Raw genomic sequence first — 17,764 nt, 5'->3', positions numbered from 1 at the left:
GTTCATGAGTTTATTGGTTCATAAGTTTGTAAGTTTATAAGTTGTGAGTTCATGAGTTTATTGGTTCATAAGTTTGTAAGTTCATATGTTTATGAGTTTGTAAGTTCATGGGTTTAATAGTTCATGGGTTCATGAGATCATGAGTTTGTAGGTTTATATTCTTATCTGTTTGTGTGTTTATGAGGTAAGTCAACTCGTCAATTTGTGATTCTTTTATTCACGGTCAATAACGTTATGATAATAACAGCTACAACGGTCTGTATCATCGAAATTCTTACAGTTTAGTTGTTAATAGCTCTTTAAATATTTCTTTACAATACTCTACGAAACGTTTGTTTAACTTTACGTCACTCAAATCTACCGTTATGAGGCTATCTTGGACTTCAAAGACAACGGATTCGTTAGTCAAACTTACCGATTTGCAGGTGTTATAAGTAACCTCACCATTGCATTCAGCATACATTCCATTTAGCTCAGATTCGGGGTCATCGTCCTCACTCAATGTGATGGGCCTTTGAAAAAGAATATAGTTCTTATAGTCAAACTTGTCGTCAGCCAGCCCAACCATATAATAGTTGTCTTTTTTGTTTCTGCTTGCAGTAATAATTTTAGCTTTAAATTCCAATCTAAACATAAGTAATATTATTAGTGTTATACGATGGCAGGATTAGTAATACGCTAAGCTATTATGCCAAGGGACTTATAATTCAAGTATGTCGGACTTGTTCTGTGCCAAATGACACCTTGTTTCTTCTCCAACCATAATTAATGATGGATATGCGTTTCTTTATCATTAGTATTTCTCAGTCGCATTACCATGACAGTCGCTCCACCAAGACGGATTGTTGACTTTCCCAAAAGGCGTCATCACGTATGTCAATACCTAGTTTAGCGCAGTATGAAATAAGAGCCTCTTTGTCTAGTCTTCGTTTTATCATTTTTCGTTGATACAGCTCTTTGTCTTCAAATGGTTGGATTTCCCCATGGCAGTAAAAATTCCATTTTGGATCTTTCATTGCGTAGACAATCCGTACTTCTTTCCCATTTTCAATGTACCTGAAAGCGTTCATAGCATCAGGGGCGTTGTTTGTGCTGATTTGGAAACAATAAGCTTTTATTTTTAAAGCATCTGATATGTTATAAACCAGCGAGCTAAATCCATCAGGATAGTTTGAGAACATTATGCACTTATCCTCACATGTCTTAGGAGCAAAGAAGTATAGCTTTTCAAAATGTGCACCCCCTTTTGGCGGACATCTTTCGTATAGGTCGAATTTAAATGGTGTGCGTGTTATTTTGTACTTTCCACTGTCTCCCAATTTCTTTTGAACATAGTCGTCTATTTTCTCTATTGGACAATCTAAGTATGTGAAAGTGAAATACTCGAAGTGATTAATACGCATAGTTTCTTTGTTGAAGATGTGATTGTACTTCTAGTTTATTATTATCGCAAGCTAATGGTCATCTTTTCGTTTGAATTGCCAAGGTGCCAGCAATCTACCCTTGTTAAGGCTACCAACAGTTTATAACAATAACGTACCATTCGGCCGTTTATTGCGTTGAATGTAAGTGAAAGCCCCTCCTTTATTTGTCTAGTACAAACACCAAAAGCATCTTATGCCAAGATTGATGCAGCTTTTCAGTAAAAGTTTTATCATTGTGAGTCCTCTTTAATGTCACCAATCAAGCCATCCAACTGAAAAACTCAATTCTCATGCCAGTTCGTTTTGGTACTAATAGAGGCTTGCTTATGAGCGTCAACACAACGATTAGATGCCATCTGTTAAGTTGGTGATGTCATATTATTTTACGGCCTGAAGTACTATTGACTTTTAATATTTCTATAAATCGAGAGAGCAAGTTCAATAGGGGAGGCCAATAATAACAAATCTTAGAGTCATTGTTTGCAATATTTCTACTCTTCTATGCGCCCTGGTTGGTGTTTTGTTAAAAAAACGTTGCGCATGTGCAGCTTTGCTTTCCTTTTACAAGCTAAAATGTGTGGGGGAGGCAAATATGGCATGTGCAACGTTTTTTAAAACAATGGCAAAGCACTTTAGCAATGAGGGCAATACTGGGCAATGTTGTTGGCGCTAAAAGACAGATTGTCTGCGAAGACACCATTCCCTAATTCTCAAACTTGGATGTTGATGTGTCTAATCCTGCGCCTACATGGTGTGGTTGCTCAGCGTTTAGCTGTGCAGATGTCGCTGTGCAATGTTGGGATGGAGTGGTCTCGTGTTTTGAAACAACTCTTTACCCCTTGCCATGGCCGTGGATGCGAAGCGTTGCCGCTTCGTTTTGGCCATGTTGCGGTAGGCGACATGTTCACCATTGTGTTTGCTTAACAGCATTGTTTACCCCTCATGTTGAGGTGTGATGCACATCTAAAAGTGCTTTGCCGTGGTGTTAGCCCATAACATAAGCCGCTGTTGGGGCTTGGTTTAAAGCATGTATTGTGCGTGCATCTGAACTTTTTGTTTATAGCTTAGGGTTTAGAGGCTTTAAAATTCGTCTTCAATCTTATCATATGCGCGAATGGCTTTCATAAATCTAGCTTTTACATCGTTAAGCAGATACAATCCATCGGCATTCTTTTGCAAGCCTTTCAGCGCGATGGGGAATATTTGTGGAGGATTGTTTAGGCCAAGCATGGCGATGTTGCGCAGTTGGTCGGTAGACTGATAGGTGAGGTTGATGTCGCAATACATTTGTCCGTCTTTACCTTCAAACTTCTCAAAAACCAGTTTACAGCCAATAGGTGTTTTCTTTTCGATAGAGTTGGGCAGGTCGTAGGGTTCCACTTCAAGGGCAGCAGTAACCGAAGCAATGTTCGAGTCGTGTCCGCAGAGGAAAGAAAGCTTACGGTCTTTATCCGACAGTTCGTCGTACATATACACCAATAGGGGATGTGCCACGTTAACAGCCACCGTAGGAGCAGCAAAAAGCACATCGCCATACACGTCTTTAATCTTCGCAATCTTGGTCCAGTCGGTCAATGTTATGTTGTGTCCAAATGCCGCTTTCTTTGCGTTGGGCTCTTCATAATATTGCAGAATAAGTGCATCCGAGCAAGTATTGGCATCCTTCAGCGAGCCTTTCATGCGGGGTTCGTCGCCCTTTTCCAAAATAATTTGGGTGTTATAGTTGTCGAAAGCGCACAAGTTGTCTTGTTTGCAAGCAGGCGAATTTTTAAGGTCTAGCACCTTTGCCGTTATTTCATAGCATTCTTTCAGGTCCTCGTTAATGCCCACAATACCTTTTTTGCCACCCATTGCAGCGATTTCTTTCAAAGCTTGTGCTTTAAACGATTTGCTTATTTTGGTTAGTCGTGGAAAGAACACGGGATCCATTTTGCTTGGTACAAAGCGATGGTTAACCTTAACATCTCCCACGGGGAAGAGCGCCGTTTTAAAATAGTTGGCCGTTGCGATGCAGCGTTGCATACTATTGGCGTAAACGTTTACTTCGTTGGTTGTGGGGTTGGCGTTTTCTTTAAACAATCCTGCGTCAACCAGCCATTTGCGAAAGTAAAGGCCAAATTGGTTTTCTAATGCACCGCCGCGCGTGGTTAGTTCGCTAGCTCCAGCAGTCCATTCAAACCAGGGATGTGTTGTAACCTTTTCGAGCAAGCTACCTTTAGTAGAGAGCGGTGCGCGTATGTTGTGTCGGCTAAGGACAACAGCTTCTTTCAAAGTGTATTTCTCCTTAAACGTTTGCGAACGTTGTTTCTGTGCAAAGGTGCTTGTTGGCAAAATTGCGAAGAGCAAGCCAACCCAAAAGAGGTTTCTGTTCATAAGTTATTGTATTAAGTTCTCCAAAATGTTTGGTTGTTTTTTTGGTTCTCCTATCCTGTTGTTGCCCACGAATGCTCGTTTTAAGGTAACTGTATTCAAGGTTTAAACATCCAGCAATGCCTCCTAATTGAGATTGTTTACAGTCGTAGCACAATACAAATGTTCTACATTGTTTAGTATATGCTGTTCACAAAGTTAATTATATCCATCCTAAATGCCAAACATTCTTTTCCTCTTTAGGATGTATTAAGAAGCATGGTTAAACATCGTGAAAAGGTGAGTGGGTTGACGAATTTTAGTGTTTATAGGCACGTTTATCCAATAAATGTGTGGCGAATAACCTTCAAAGTTGATCTATCGTTAAACACCACACAGCACTATCGTTGCTCTAGGGTGTGCGAAGGTGGCGTAGGAAAGTTTAGTGTTGCTACTTATTAGGGGTTGATGCTTTTTTATTATGGACTATATGTAAAATAAAAAGTAAGAATTTTAACATTATGAGTGCCTTTTTTGCAAGCAAACGCTCACTCGTGCGCAAATAATCGATTCTCGCGAAGGTTTGTCGCACTGCAAAAAGGCTATGACGGGTAAGTAGAAAATAATGTGTTTTAGATTTAAAATACCGCTGTTTTGGCGAAGATGTGGGCTATTTGCAGCAAAACGCAGTGCTATCTCCTACAAAACGCAGTGCTAACTCGTGCTAAATGCAGTGCTAACTCGTGCTAAATGCAATGCTAACTCGTGCTAAATGCAATGCTAACTCCTACAAAACGCAAGACAAATGCTGCATATTTCGCCTTACGTGCATTGTTGTGTGCTTGCAATGTGACGTTGTTTTGCGCTTTTAGTGGTTAAAAATGTCGAGAATAGTGTATTTTTGCTTACTAAAATTTGTCTTGCGGAGCGCAAAAAAATGATGATTGGGGCGAAAATAGAAAGGCAAAAACGTACTTTTTGCAGCTTTTGGCCTAACAACCGACGGAAAAATAAAATCTGAAAAGCCAAAATTAGAGTTAAAAAGCATGTTTTAGGGCTTTATTTTCGCTAGAAGGTGCTGTGCTGGCGAGGGTATTTTGTAAAATAAAAGAAACAGAATTAACATTGCGATGCGAGCAACTGTTTTGAAAGGCCAAGCCTTTTGCCTTGCTATAGGGTATGAAGTGGCGGTTAGCTACCTATTTGGGGTGTGAAGTGTGCGCAACTTTTTAATCGAGAAAGTGAAATAAAAAAGGATTTCCAACTACCACGCAGTAGTTAGAAATCCAGATAAAAATAAAGGCAACAGTGCCAGAAAACCTTTTGAGCCAAGTGCTATTTTGTGGCCTTAAAACTCATGTCCAGACCTTTTACGCTATGCGTAAGTGCGCCAAACGAGATAAAGTCTACCCCAGCTTGAGCGTAAGGAATCATGGTTTGAAAGGTGATGCCGCCGCTCGATTCCGTTTCGCAGCGTCCGCCAACCATCTCCACCGCCTTCCGCGTATCTTCGGGAGTGAAGTTATCAAACATAATACGGTCGCATCCCTCGTTTAGAGCCTCATTAAGTTCGTCGAAATTTCTTACCTCGCATTCAATCTTCAAATGCTCCTTGCCATGTTCCTTGCAATATTTTTTGGCCATGGAGATGGCATTGTGCACGCCACCGCAGAAATCGATGTGGTTGTCTTTTAAGAGAATCATGTCGAAAAGCCCGATGCGGTGGTTTGTGCCGCCACCAATTTTCACGGCTTCTTTTTCAAGCATTCTCATGCCAGGCGTTGTTTTTCGGGTGTCGAGCACGCGTGTTTTAGTGCCAGCGTCAATCAGTGCTTGTTGGTATTTATGCGTCATAGTGGCAATACCACTCATGCGTTGTAAAATATTCAGCATCAAGCGTTCAGTTTGCAAAAGACTTCTTGTTTTTCCTTTCACACTCATTGCCACATCTCCCGGCTTAACATGTGCACCATCTTCGATAAAGACCTCAATTTGCAGTTCGGGGTCGAAGTGGTGAAACACCTGTTGCGCCACCTTTACACCAGCCAAGATGCCTTCTTCTTTAATGAGTAATCGGCTTTCGCCGTTGGCTTGTGCAGGGATACAGCAAAGGGTGGTGTGGTCGCCGTCGCCAATATCCTCACTAAAAGCCAGTTCGATAAGTCGGTCGTTAAGTTCTTCTACAGATAACATGATAAATTTTAAATTAAGATTATAAACCAAGTTGTTTAGAGATTTCCAACATTCTCTCAATGGGTTTGATGGCTTTTAGTGCCACCTCGGGTTGCACCTCGATGTAGGGCCATTCGTATTTCAGGCAATTATAGAGTTTGTTCAGGGTGATAAGTTTCATATAATTGCATTCGTTGCAAGCACAAGTGCTATCGTCGGGTGGTGCGGGTATAAAGGTTTTGTGAGGTGCAAGTCTTTGCATCTCGTTAAGAATGCCGCTTTCGGTAGCCACAATAAAGATTTGCGCCTCGTCGTCAATACTGAATTTCAACAGTGCAGCAGTGCTACCCACTTTGTCGGCGATGTTAACAACAGGCCCTTTGCATTCGGGGTGCGCCAGAATTTTAGCTCCGGGATGTAGTTTTTTGAGTTTTAAAATCTTTTCAACCGAGAATTTTTCGTGCACATGGCATGCACCATTCCATAGCACCATGTGCCTACCAGTAAGCGAATTGATGTAATTGCCAAGATTCCAATCAGGGCCAAAGATGATGGGAGCATCTTTCGGTAGCGAATCAACAATTTGTTTAGCGTTGCTACTTGTAACCACCACATCGGTAACCGCCTTTGTTCCCGCAGTGGTGTTAACATAGCTCACCACTATATGGCCCGGATGCGCCATAACAAACCTTTCAAATTCGTCAGCAGGACAGCTTTCGGCCAGCGAACACGAAGCATTGAGGTCTGGGATGAGCACCTTTTTATTGGGGCAAAGAATTTTATTGGTTTCGCCCATGAAGTGCACCCCGCACATAACGATGATGTCGGCATCTGTCGTTGCAGCCTTCTGTGCCAACGCCAAACTGTCTCCAATAAAGTCGGCCACCTCTTGTATTACGCCTTCAGTGTAATAATGCGCCATGATAAGGGCATTTTTTTCTTTGCACATCCTGCGTATTTCGGCCTTGATGTCTATTTGTTCAGGTATGGGTTCGTCGATGAAGCCCTTTTCCAGCCATTTGTTATCAATCATTTGTTTTTAGTTTATGTACAACAATATCGCAATCAGCATTTGTTTTTGTGCGTTTTAAGTATTTATACGTTCATCGTTGGTCGTATGCATGTTTAGGATAATCCACGGTGAAGTGCAGTCCTCGGCTTTCTTTGCGTTCAATGGCCTGTCGGGTAATGAGGTAGCCCACGTTAATCATATTGCGGAGTTCGCAAATATCTTTAGTAGCCGTAACGCGTTTAAAGAGTTCTTCTGTTTCTTCGTAAAGCAAGTCCAGTCTGTTCCACGCTCTTTTCAGTCGTAGGTCGCTCCTAACGATACCCACGTAATTGCTCATAATTTCGCCCACCTCTCTTATACACTGTGTAATGAGTACATGTTCCTCGTTGGTTAATGTTCCTTCGTCGTTCCATTCAGGCACCAGGGTGTTAAAGTTATAGTTGTCTATTGTGTTTAGGGCGTGTTCGGCAGCCGATTGTGCATACACAGCAGCCTCGATAAGCGAGTTGCTAGCAAGCCGGTTGCCACCATGTAGACCCGTGCACGAGCATTCGCCCACGGCATAAAGTCGGTGAATGGAACTTTCCCCGTTTTTATTCACCTTAATGCCCCCACACATATAATGGGCGCTAGGGCAAACAGGAATAAATTGTTTGGTGATGTCGATACCAATGCTCAAGCATTTTTGGTAGATATGTGGGAAATGTCGTTTCGTTTCTTCAGCATCTTTGTGTGTGAGGTCAAGGCACACAAAGTCCAGTCCGTGAATTTTCATTTCGTGGTCGATAGCCCTAGCCACGATGTCTCTAGGAGCCAACGATAGTCGCTCGTCGTATTTATGCATAAACTCGTTGCCATTAGGCAGTTTAAGCACAGCGCCATAGCCGCGCATAGCCTCGGTAATGAGGAAAGCTGGATGAGTTTCGGCAGGATTGTAAAGCACAGTGGGATGAAACTGCACAAACTCCATGTCTTTCACCGTTGCTTTAGCACGATAAGCCATAGCGATGCCGTCGCCAGTGGCAATAACGGGGTTGGAGGTGGTAGAGTAGAGAGCGCCCACGCCACCAGTAGCCAGTAGCGTAACCTTACTTAAAAAGGTGTCGACCTTTTGCGTAGTAGGGTTAAGGATATAAGCCCCGAAGCATTCGATGTTGTTGGTTCGGCGCGTAACCTGCACACCCAAGTGATGTTGTGTGATAATCTCAACGGCATAATGGTTTTCTAGCACGGTGATGTTATTGTTTTGTCTCACAGCCTCCATCAGTCCGCGTTGAATTTCGAACCCTGTGTCGTCTGCATGATGAAGAATACGAAAGTCGCTGTGTCCTCCTTCGCGGTGTAAATCGTATTCGCCATTATTGTTTTTATCAAAGTTTACACCCCAGTTTACAAGCGCGTTAATGGCTTTTGGTGCATTGCAAACAACGTGTTTCACCGCATCCAAATCCGATATATAGTCGCCTGCGACCATCGTATCGTTGATGTGTTTTTCAAAATTGTCTACAGCAAGGTTGGTAACGGCAGCCACACCGCCCTGTGCTTTGGCCGTGTTGGCTTCGTCTAAAGTGGTTTTACACACAAGGGCAACCTTTCCCTTCCCACTGTTTGCCACACTAAGCGCGTAGCACATGCCAGCGATACCACCGCCGATGACGAGGAAATCGTACTTCTGTATCATGGTGTTATGTTTTGATATTAATCAAATAATTGTTGCAAAGGTAATAAAATGTTGTAATATAAGTCTGTGAAAGCAACTTTATTGTGATGGTTGTTTAGGGTTTTATTTTCGAAGGGGCACTTTTGTATTGCGGAGAATAGTTTAAAGGACTTGATATATCGAACGTTAAGGGCGTACTTGAGACCGTGCGTAGCAGCGTTCTTGCCCCTAATATAGAAAAGAGTGTGCACTATATAATAAGGAGTACGTGCAAGGCCATGTTGAAAAAGTTTACATTGGCTAATAGAACAATAAAACTAAGCGCCTTCAAGTGACGCCTATGGTTTGTTTAAAAAGAGGTGCAAAAAGATTGGGTAAAAGTTTGTTTTGTTGTTTTTTTTTACGACCTTTGTGCGCATTGGCGTGGCCATTCCCCCGATAGAGAGTAGCCCTTGTGTGGTAAAGCCCACATAAAGGTGCAGAGAGCAGACTAGGCGCGCGCTTAACAACGACAATATTATTTTAAACACCATAAACGAAACCCATGTTAGAAATAGACAACCTAACGTTTGCGTATAAGAAGTCGGGTAATATATTCGAGAATTTCTCTGCCAACTTCGCTCCAGGCCACATCTACGGTTTGTTAGGGCCCAATGGAGCAGGTAAATCCACGCTATTGTATCTTATGGCAGGCTTGTTGCGTCCCCAAAGTGGCTTGGTGATGCTAGATGGTTGCGATGTGCGCAAGCGTCGCCCCGAAACCACCACCGATATATTTATTGTTCCCGACGAGTACGAGTTGCCGCGCGTGTCGCTCTCCGAATACATTCGCGTAAACAGTGTGTTCTATCCACGTTTTTCTTACGACGACCTAAAGCGCTATTTAAGTGTTTTTGGCATGAACGAAGATGTGAATTTGGGCAATCTTTCTTTAGGTCAAGGCAAGAAAGTGTATATGAGTTTTGCCATGGCCACTCACACCCGCGTGCTTTTAATGGACGAACCCACCAACGGATTGGATATTCCAGGCAAGGCCCAATTTAGGCAATTCCTTAGCGAGGGCCACACGTCTGATAGCATTTTTGTGGTTTCAACCCACCAAGTGAAAGACATAGAGCAAGTGTTAGAGCATATCGTGATGTTCGACGATAGCGAGATATTGGCCAATGCCGACATCAAGAGCATTTTCCCCGATGGGAATGTAGACCTAGAACGCTTTTTTAACGAGAGGATTAATCAAAAAATGGCACAACAATAATGAGCAATATCAACAATAACTTTAGTTTTTCGCGCTTTGGGGCCTATCTCAATAAACTACTTGTAGAGCGTTGGCGCACCAGTGTAATGCGTGTGGGCATACTCTTTGGCAGTATGCTAATGATAGAATTTTTAGTTTCGATATCATCGTACGATAATCATACATCTTCCGACAGGGGTTTTGAAATCCTTTTCGTTTGTTATGCCATCTCGCTATTAGTGTCGGGCTCTATCTTTGCATCTGATTTGATGAGTGGCGCACGAAGAAAAGCCGAACGCATAAGTGCCCTTGCCTTCCCCGTTACGCCTTTCGAAAACTGGCTAGCGCGTTGGGTTATCTGTGTACCCCTATATCTAGTTACCTATCTAGTCTGCATGTATGCGGCCGAAACCCTTAGAGTGGTACTTGTTGGTTCGGTTTTTCCCGAAATAGAATTACACTTTGTGCCCATCTTTGCTTACTCAAATTTTCTTGATTGGGATTTATCTCCAGCATGGTTGCTTTATTTTTGGGTTACGGCTGTGTATGTTGTGGGTAGCGTTTTCTTTATGCGGCGTCCCACACTCAAAACCACAATGCTGCTCTTCTTGATGTTTTGGGGCGGTTCTCTCACACTCTTTTTGGGCGGACGTCATCTAGATTACAGCTACAGTTTGCTAATAAGAAGCCTTTATTGGTTTGCTTGGCTTTCTGTTCCTTTCTTGTGGTGGCTGTCTTATTTGGGCTTCAAAGATTTGGAAGTGATAGACGAGTTTTCGTTTAAGCGTTCAAAGGTATGGATAGTGGGTTATTTTGTGTGTGCATTGGTGGTGGCTAATGTGGGCATATGGGGGCAAGCCCTTGGTGACGCAAAGTTTTCTTACGATGACGTGGCAGAAGACGGGAAGGGATTTTATCTTGACCGCACAATAGAAAAACGTATTGCCCCCGTGACGGTAATTGCTTATAACGATAGTTCAAACGCGGATTATTCTAGCGATAACAATATTGCTTTTACAGTAGAAGTGAATTATGTTAACGATGCCTCTCAATGCTCGGTTATTTATCCCGACGAGGTGCTGAAGGTGTGGCAAAAAGATAATGTGCTCTATTATGCGTTATCCGATTCGGTGCAGACTAACGACGGCTATTACTTAAAATTCTTGTACGGACCCGATGGAAAGGCCGATGTTGATGAGGCTGTATCGAATGGAAAGATTGTTTACCAGGTGAAAGGCATCGATGGTAAAGTTCGAAAAGTGTTAGACCGCAATTATGATGAAAGAAATAAGGCGCGCATTATAGTTAATACCTTACCCGGAAGCCTTGTGGTTAACCAACCTGCGGGGCACAATGTTTATATCGGAACAGGCAAAACACGCAGCATTACGGTTAATTCAAAAGGCGAATTAAAGTTTACTAGTGCTTTTAAACTAGACTCTTTGGTGCTGAACGATGTTTATAGAGTAGACCTTAATAGTGCACAAATAAATGTGATGAAAGTGCAATTGGGCTTAGACCCCGAAAACGAATACGCAGGAGATACCGAATTTGTACCCACCGACAAAGCAATGGTAAACCATGTAGAGGTTGTTGGAAGTGGAGAGATTAGCCAAATAGATGATGTTCGGTTTAAACGACTAGTATTGTTACCCAGTAAAGGAGGAAATCTAAATATAGAATTAAAAAATGTAAAGCGCAAAATGGTGGTGCAGGGCCAAGAATAAAGCCCGCGATGCACAGCCCAAGCCCCCGCAACGGCCCACTTATAAATAAGGAGCGACTTGATAAATCGCGATAAAAGGGTTGCAGGGGTGCTGTTAAATGATTACCTTTGTGGCTGGTTCTAAACATCGCTTATGCGATTTTAGAGCCAGCCTTATATATAATAAAACAACAAAAACAAAGTCCTTCGTAGCGCTAAGAATTAAAAATAGCTGCTGGCGAAGGCAACGAAAATAGCATAACGACATGAAGAATTTAGATTGGGCAGACCTTGGTTTTGGCTATATACCCACCAACTACAACGTGAGGTGTTATTATCGCGATGCTAAGTGGGGAGAAATAGAGACCTGCTCTGACGAGTATTTGAAACTGCACATGGCTGCAACATGCTTGCATTACGGACAAGAAGCCTTCGAAGGACTGAAGGCTTACCGCTGCCCTGACGGCAAAGTGCGTGTGTTTCGAATGCGCGATAATGCAGCCCGACTGCAACAAACCTGTAACGGCATCATGATGCCCACCGTGCCCATCGAACTTTTTGAAGAGATGGTAACACGCGTGATACGCCTTAATCAAGACTATGTGCCCACCTACGAGAGCAAGGCAGCGCTCTATATTCGCCCCTTGATTATCGGAACAAGTGCACAAGTGGGAGTAAAACCAGCCGCAGAATATCTCTTCCTTATCTTTGTTACACCCGTTGGCCCCTATTTTAAAGGCGGATTTTCTACCAATCCTTATGTTATTGTGCGCAATTTCGACCGCTCGGCCCCGCTGGGTACAGGTATGTACAAGGTTGGTGGCAACTATGCGGCTTCGCTTAGAGCTAACGCGTTGGCTCACGAGAAAGGTTATGCAAGCGAGTTCTATCTCGATGCAAAAGAAAAAAAATATGTTGACGAGTGCGGAGCTGCTAACTTCTTTGCGATTAAAGGCAATAAATATCTTACACCCAAGTCTTCGTCTATCTTGCCCAGCATCACTAATAACAGCTTGATGCAACTGGCGCGCGACTTGGGTATGGAGGTGGAACAACGACCCATCGCCGAAGAAGAATTAGACACATTCGACGAGGCAGGAGCTTGTGGAACAGCCGCCGTAATCAGTCCGATATCTTATCTCGACGATATGGAGACTGGGCATTGCTACACTTTCAGTGCCGATGGTAAGCCTGGACCAGTGTCTACTCGCCTTTATAACCTGCTGCGAGACATACAATATGGTATAGCCGAAGACAAACACGGCTGGACAACAGTGGTGATTGACTAGCAAAAGACACAAAAAACTAGCCCCAACGCTGAACATAAGCCTCTAACAGCGCAAAAAGAATGGTGCTGAGACTTAATAGGCCCAATCCAAACAACAATAAATAAACCCTTAACCCCACTCCTTACCCAAGAAAATGAGCAAAGGAAAATTAGAAAAATTCGCCGAGATGGAGACGTTTAGCAACGTTTTCCAATATCCTTATTCGGTAATTGATAACAAACCCTTTACTATGCGCGGACAATGGCGCAACGATTATTTTCATAACGACAACCCCATCGTACTAGAATTGGGCTGCGGAAAGGGTGAATACACCGTTGAATTGGCTAAACTTTATCCCAATACCAACTTCATTGGGGTGGATATTAAGGGCGCACGCATGTGGAAAGGGGCTAAAATGGCTTTGGAAAAGGGGCTGAAAAACGTGGCTTTCTTGCGCACCAATATTGAGATTATCGACCGCTTTTTTGCTCCCAACGAGGTGCAAGGCCTTTGGCTCACCTTTAGCGACCCACAAATGAAGAACGTGCACAAACGACTTACTAGTACGTTTTTTCTTGAACGTTATCGCCGTTTTTTGCAAAACAATGGCGTGGTGCATCTAAAAACCGATTCGAACTTCCTCTTTACCTACACCCAACACGTGGTGGCGGTTAACAAACTAAACCTGCTGTTTAGCACAGACGACCTATATCATACGTCTGGCATCGATGAAGAAACAGCCACAATACTCGCAATCCAGACTTATTACGAAAGTATGTGGATTGCACGAGGCCTTAATATTAGGTATATGAAGTTTGCTTTGCCTCACGAAGGCACACTGGTTGAACCCGATGTTGAAATACCGCTCGATGAATATCGTAGCTATCATCGCAACAAACGCAGCTCGCTAGATGCTCGGAAATGATGTGAAACGCCTCGCCGTTGCCCCGCTATAAAATGTGAACAGTCCTCCCACGTCTCCTCGCAAAAGGGAGAGGGGAGTGGTATGCTTTGCTGGTATATCGCATTTTGGCCTTAACCACGCCTTTCAAAGCTTATTTTCTACCGCCATTTTTAACGCGTCGCACCAACGCTTAGTTGTTGTTCGTGTTCTTCGCCGTCTTCCTTTTTACCCCAATTTATAAGTTGTTTGAAGTCACAAACAGCCCTAATGCCCAAAGTGTATCCTCGAAATCGTTTAGAGTTATTGGCGGCTTGTAGTATGTTGTTCTGAAATCGCCGGTATATGAGTGATGTGCCACTCCTTTTGAACACTATCCACCGTAATGCGAAGAGCTATTGAACGCCGAAGTAAGCTTTAAAAACCGCATAAATTTTCGTGCAATATATGCTCGGCTATGTGTTATTTTCACTACCTTTGCATCGAATAAGACTGAGACACAAATTAAGAACGGCGTAAGGCCGACGAAATTATACAAAGAATTTATACAAAAACAAGAACATTATGAAAGAGTTAAAAGGAACAAAGACTGAGAAAAACCTGCAAGAGGCGTTTGCTGGCGAAAGTATGGCCCGCAACAAATACACTTTCTTTGCTTCGAAAGCAAGGAAAGATGGTTTCGAACAGATTGCTGCCATCTTTGAAGAGACGGCTCACAACGAGAAAGAACATGCCGAACTGTGGTATAAGTACCTGCATGGCGGCGAGATTGGCAACACCAGCGAGAACTTGAAGATTGCCGCCGAAGGCGAAAACTACGAGTGGACCGACATGTATGAGCGTATGGCTAAAGAGGCCGAAGAAGAAGGTTTTAAAGAAATTGCCATCAAATTTAGAAAGGTTGGCGAGATTGAGAAGACGCACGAGGCACGTTATCGCAAGCTTTTGAAGAACATTGAAGACGCTTTGGTGTTCTCGCGCGATGGCGATTGCATCTGGGTATGCCGCAATTGCGGTCATGTGGTAGTTGGAAAGAAAGCTCCGCAGGTGTGTCCCGTTTGCTTGCATCCCCAAGCTTTCTTTGAACTGAAGGCAGAAAACTTCTAAAGGAGAAAGATTGAAAGGATGAAAAGGTGAAGGTTGGCTGTGCTTGTTAACTAGTCTACTCGTTAATTGGTAAACATGTTCATTTAAAAAATGGCTAGGCCAACAAGTTTTCACTGCCCTTCTTGTTGTTTGGGTCTTTCTTATCAATTCTTCTAGCCGAGTAAACCAATGCCGCTTTTGGTCTAAAACCATCGCGCTTGATCCCTTTAAAGAGGCCCTTAACATCTTAGAGAAGTCTTTTTCCCCTGAACTAAATTTTATAAAAAACGCTGTCCAACTTTACGCGGACAGCGTTTTTTTGTATCTTTGCATTTATGAACGAATACGCAAATATCATCGCCACGAGCCTTGAACTTAACCAAACAAAGGTGGCTAACACCCTCGCACTACTCGATGAGGGTTGCACTATACCCTTTATCAGCCGTTATCGTAAAGAGAAAACCGGCGGACTGGACGAGGTGCAGATTGCTAATATCAGCCAATGGAAAGACAAACTCACCGAACTTGCAAAGCGTAAGGAAACCATTTGCAAAACAATTGACGAGCAGGGCAAGCTTACGCCCGAGCTGAAAGGTCGTATTGACAACACATGGGACAGCACTACGCTCGAAGATATATACTTGCCTTATAAGCCCAAACGCCGTACTCGCGCGCAGGTGGCACGCCAACAGGGGCTAGAACCCTTGGCGCAAATCATCTTGTTGCAACGCGAACCCAACCCCGAAAACGTGGCACGAGCCTACGTTAAAGGCGAGGTAAAAGATGTTGATGCCGCCATTAAGGGCGCGCAAGACATCATTGCCGAAACCATTAGTGAAAACGAACAAACCCGACAACAAGTGCGCAACGCCTTTAAACGCGAAGCCATCATCTCGTCGAAGGTGATTGCCGCGAAGAAAGACGAGGAAGGGGCGCAAAAATATACCGACTATTTCGACTTTTCTGAACCACTTCGGCGATGCAATGGCAATCGTTTACTGGCTATGAGACGTGGCGAAAGCGAGGGATTTCTGCGGGTGAACATCACAATCGACGGCGAAGAAACCACCGAACGCTTGCAACGCCATTATGTTAAAGGCCGTGGCGCTTGCGCAAAGTTGGTGGAAGAGGCTGTGGCCGATGCTTATAAACGACTGATTGAACCCTCGGTGGAAAACGAATTTGCGGCGGCTAGCAAGGAAAAAGCCGACGAAGAGGCCATCGGTGTGTTCTCGCTCAACTTGCGTCAGCTGCTTCTAGCCGCGCCGTTGGGCCAAAAACGCGTGATGGGTGTTGACCCTGGCATACGCACGGGCTGCAAAGTGGTGTGCTTAGACGCACAAGGCAACTTGCTTTATCATGATGTTGTGTATCCCTTTACGCCTCGTGGCAATGAGCATGCGGCCAAAATGGAGTTCGAAAAGATTGCTGGTCGCTTTAAAGTAGAGGCTATTGCCGTGGGTAATGGCACTGCTAGTCGCGAAACAGCAGATATCTTGCGCCTTGCGGGCAACGATGCGCACCCCAGAATACCCGTGTATGTGGTGAGCGAAGATGGTGCTTCGGTGTATTCGGCATCTAAAACGGCTCGCGACGAGTTTCCTGATGAGGATGTAACGGTGCGCGGTGCGGTGTCGATTGGTAGGCGATTGATGGACCCACTGGCCGAATTGGTGAAGATTGACCCCAAGAGTATCGGCGTGGGACAATATCAACACGATGTGGATCAAACTAAATTGAAGAAGAGTTTGGACACCACTGTGGAAAGTTGTGTTAACCTTGTGGGGGTTAATGTAAACACTGCTAGCCTGCATCTGCTTACTTATATCAGCGGATTGGGCCCCACTTTGGCCAAGAATATTGTGGATTATCGCCGCGAAAATGGAGCATTCACCTCGCGTGCACAATTAAAAAAGGTGCCCCGATTGGGTCCGGCAGCCTTCGAACAGTGTGCAGGTTTTTTGCGTGTTGATGGTGCTAAAAACCCTTTAGACAACAGTGCGGTACACCCAGAGCGTTATGCCGTGGTGGAAAATATGGCTAAAGACTTGGGTTGCTCGGTGGGCGAGCTTATCGGAAGCAACGAAAAGATTAGGCAAATACCGCTAGAGAAATACGTAACGGCCGAAGTGGGCATGCCTACACTCAATGATATTGTGGCCGAACTAGAGAAACCAGGGCGCGACCCACGTGAAGACCTCGAAGAATTTGCCTTCGACGAGCGTGTGCATACCGTTGCCGACCTGGTTCCGGGCATGCTTTTGCCAGGTATTGTTACCAATATCACCAAGTTCGGTGCCTTTGTTGATGTGGGTGTTCATCAAGACGGATTGGTGCATGTGTCGCAGTTGGCCAATCGTTTTGTTGCCGACCCGGCTGAAGTGGTGAAGCTTCATCAGCATGTTCAAGTGAAGGTTGTTGAGGTAGACATCAAACGTAACCGTATATCTTTGACGATGAAAGGAGTGTGATGTGATGAAAAAGTTGTTTATTTCCATGCTAATGGCGCTGTTTTCGCTAGTTGGCTACGGTCAGCAACAGCAGAGTTTCAAGGGTTATTTGTATAACGAAGAGTACCAAGTGTATCTTCGCATCAACTTTTATGATAATGATGTGTTGCCCCGTGGTCAGGAACTCTTTGGTAAATTGCCAGGATATCTTGGCTCTAAGCGCGACACGCGGCTGTGGCTAATCACCGATGCGAAGCTTAATAAAGACAATGAGGCAAAACTTGCTATCATTAACGACTATGGTAGCGAAGACTTGGAAGCTAAATTGGAGAAAGATAATGATAGCATTTTTACGCTAAAACAAGGGGAAGGCAGCCATATTAAAATAGTGGTAGACCGCAAATGGGTGAAACTTCCTAAGGTGATGCAATTTAAAGTGAAGAAGAATTAAGAGCAAACTTTTAGCCCTCGTTGCCCGCTTTGGGGCGAAAAGGCAGAAA

At 43.9% G+C, this 17,764-nt stretch carries 13 protein-coding genes; 7 read left to right on the top strand and 6 right to left on the bottom strand.

The window, feature by feature from the left end:
- Window positions 1-274: 274 nt before the first annotated feature.
- The 6 genes from QME03_RS05565 to nadB all read right to left on the bottom strand — a co-directional run bounded on the left by QME03_RS05565 (window position 275) and on the right by nadB (window position 8,638).
- Window positions 275-634, bottom strand: coding sequence for an Imm10 family immunity protein (locus tag QME03_RS05565; protein WP_281723733.1), 360 nt, complete (start codon window positions 632-634; stop codon window positions 275-277).
- Window positions 635-812: 178 nt separating this feature from the next.
- Window positions 813-1,403: a hypothetical protein gene (locus QME03_RS05560; RefSeq protein WP_281723732.1), complete on the bottom strand. Its 591-nt coding sequence runs from the start codon at window positions 1,401-1,403 to the stop codon at window positions 813-815.
- A gap of 1,101 nt (window positions 1,404-2,504) precedes the next feature.
- Window positions 2,505-3,797 carry a histidine-type phosphatase gene (locus tag QME03_RS05555; RefSeq protein ID WP_281723731.1) on the bottom strand — a complete coding sequence of 431 codons (1,293 nt, stop codon included), beginning with the start codon at window positions 3,795-3,797 and terminating at the stop codon, window positions 2,505-2,507.
- Between the two features lie 1,311 nt (window positions 3,798-5,108).
- Window positions 5,109-5,966 (bottom strand): carboxylating nicotinate-nucleotide diphosphorylase, encoded by an 858-nt coding sequence (gene nadC / locus QME03_RS05550; RefSeq protein ID WP_281723730.1) that lies wholly within the window; start codon window positions 5,964-5,966, stop codon window positions 5,109-5,111.
- Window positions 5,967-5,985: 19 nt separating this feature from the next.
- A complete protein-coding gene (nadA, locus tag QME03_RS05545) occupies window positions 5,986-6,978 on the bottom strand; it encodes a quinolinate synthase NadA (RefSeq protein ID WP_281723729.1) in 993 nt (330 codons plus the stop codon).
- Window positions 6,979-7,048: 70 nt separating this feature from the next.
- Window positions 7,049-8,638 (bottom strand): L-aspartate oxidase, encoded by a 1,590-nt coding sequence (gene nadB, locus QME03_RS05540; protein WP_281723728.1) that lies wholly within the window; start codon window positions 8,636-8,638, stop codon window positions 7,049-7,051.
- A gap of 523 nt (window positions 8,639-9,161) precedes the next feature.
- Here nadB and QME03_RS05535 point away from each other — a divergent pair.
- The 7 genes from QME03_RS05535 to QME03_RS05505 all read left to right on the top strand — a co-directional run bounded on the left by QME03_RS05535 (window position 9,162) and on the right by QME03_RS05505 (window position 17,715).
- Window positions 9,162-9,875, top strand: coding sequence for an ABC transporter ATP-binding protein (locus QME03_RS05535; protein ID WP_281723727.1), 714 nt, complete (start codon window positions 9,162-9,164; stop codon window positions 9,873-9,875).
- Window positions 9,875-11,581: an ABC transporter permease gene (locus QME03_RS05530; RefSeq protein ID WP_281723726.1), complete on the top strand. Its 1,707-nt coding sequence runs from the start codon at window positions 9,875-9,877 to the stop codon at window positions 11,579-11,581. Before QME03_RS05535 ends, QME03_RS05530 begins: the two co-directional genes overlap by 1 nt.
- A 244-nt stretch (window positions 11,582-11,825) precedes the next feature.
- Complete coding sequence (locus QME03_RS05525) at window positions 11,826-12,848, top strand: branched-chain amino acid aminotransferase (RefSeq protein WP_281723725.1); 1,023 nt, start codon at window positions 11,826-11,828, stop codon at window positions 12,846-12,848.
- A 133-nt stretch (window positions 12,849-12,981) separates the two neighbouring features.
- A complete protein-coding gene (gene trmB / locus QME03_RS05520) occupies window positions 12,982-13,752 on the top strand; it encodes a tRNA (guanosine(46)-N7)-methyltransferase TrmB (protein WP_025816014.1) in 771 nt (256 codons plus the stop codon).
- A gap of 540 nt (window positions 13,753-14,292) precedes the next feature.
- On the top strand, window positions 14,293-14,835 hold the full coding sequence (gene rbr, locus QME03_RS05515; protein ID WP_281723724.1) for a rubrerythrin: 543 nt from the start codon (window positions 14,293-14,295) through the stop codon (window positions 14,833-14,835).
- A gap of 314 nt (window positions 14,836-15,149) precedes the next feature.
- The gene (locus QME03_RS05510) at window positions 15,150-17,285 is read left to right on the top strand and encodes a Tex family protein (RefSeq protein WP_281723723.1); all 2,136 of its coding nucleotides are present in this window, start codon (window positions 15,150-15,152) and stop codon (window positions 17,283-17,285) included.
- Window positions 17,286-17,289: 4 nt separating this feature from the next.
- A complete protein-coding gene (locus QME03_RS05505; protein ID WP_281723722.1) occupies window positions 17,290-17,715 on the top strand; it encodes a hypothetical protein in 426 nt (141 codons plus the stop codon).
- Window positions 17,716-17,764: the final 49 nt, after the last annotated feature.

The organism is Hoylesella shahii (assembly GCF_937990675.1).
Classification (GTDB): domain Bacteria; phylum Bacteroidota; class Bacteroidia; order Bacteroidales; family Bacteroidaceae; genus Prevotella; species Prevotella shahii.
This window is presented reverse-complemented; position numbering and strand designations above follow the sequence as displayed.

What these genes read in the sequence shown, in the direction of transcription:
- QME03_RS05565 (WP_281723733.1), bottom strand. Translation starts at nt 634, where the DNA reads ATGTTTAGATTGGAATTTAAAGCTAAAATTATTACTGCAAGCAGAAAC.
- QME03_RS05560 (WP_281723732.1), bottom strand. Translation starts at nt 1,403, where the DNA reads ATGCGTATTAATCACTTCGAGTATTTCACTTTCACATACTTAGATTGT.
- QME03_RS05555 (WP_281723731.1), bottom strand. Translation starts at nt 3,797, where the DNA reads ATGAACAGAAACCTCTTTTGGGTTGGCTTGCTCTTCGCAATTTTGCCA.
- nadC (WP_281723730.1), bottom strand. Translation starts at nt 5,966, where the DNA reads ATGTTATCTGTAGAAGAACTTAACGACCGACTTATCGAACTGGCTTTT.
- nadA (WP_281723729.1), bottom strand. Translation starts at nt 6,978, where the DNA reads ATGATTGATAACAAATGGCTGGAAAAGGGCTTCATCGACGAACCCATA.
- nadB (WP_281723728.1), bottom strand. Translation starts at nt 8,638, where the DNA reads ATGATACAGAAGTACGATTTCCTCGTCATCGGCGGTGGTATCGCTGGC.
- QME03_RS05535 (WP_281723727.1), top strand. Translation starts at nt 9,162, where the DNA reads ATGTTAGAAATAGACAACCTAACGTTTGCGTATAAGAAGTCGGGTAAT.
- QME03_RS05530 (WP_281723726.1), top strand. Translation starts at nt 9,875, where the DNA reads ATGAGCAATATCAACAATAACTTTAGTTTTTCGCGCTTTGGGGCCTAT.
- QME03_RS05525 (WP_281723725.1), top strand. Translation starts at nt 11,826, where the DNA reads ATGAAGAATTTAGATTGGGCAGACCTTGGTTTTGGCTATATACCCACC.
- trmB (WP_025816014.1), top strand. Translation starts at nt 12,982, where the DNA reads ATGAGCAAAGGAAAATTAGAAAAATTCGCCGAGATGGAGACGTTTAGC.
- rbr (WP_281723724.1), top strand. Translation starts at nt 14,293, where the DNA reads ATGAAAGAGTTAAAAGGAACAAAGACTGAGAAAAACCTGCAAGAGGCG.
- QME03_RS05510 (WP_281723723.1), top strand. Translation starts at nt 15,150, where the DNA reads ATGAACGAATACGCAAATATCATCGCCACGAGCCTTGAACTTAACCAA.
- QME03_RS05505 (WP_281723722.1), top strand. Translation starts at nt 17,290, where the DNA reads ATGAAAAAGTTGTTTATTTCCATGCTAATGGCGCTGTTTTCGCTAGTT.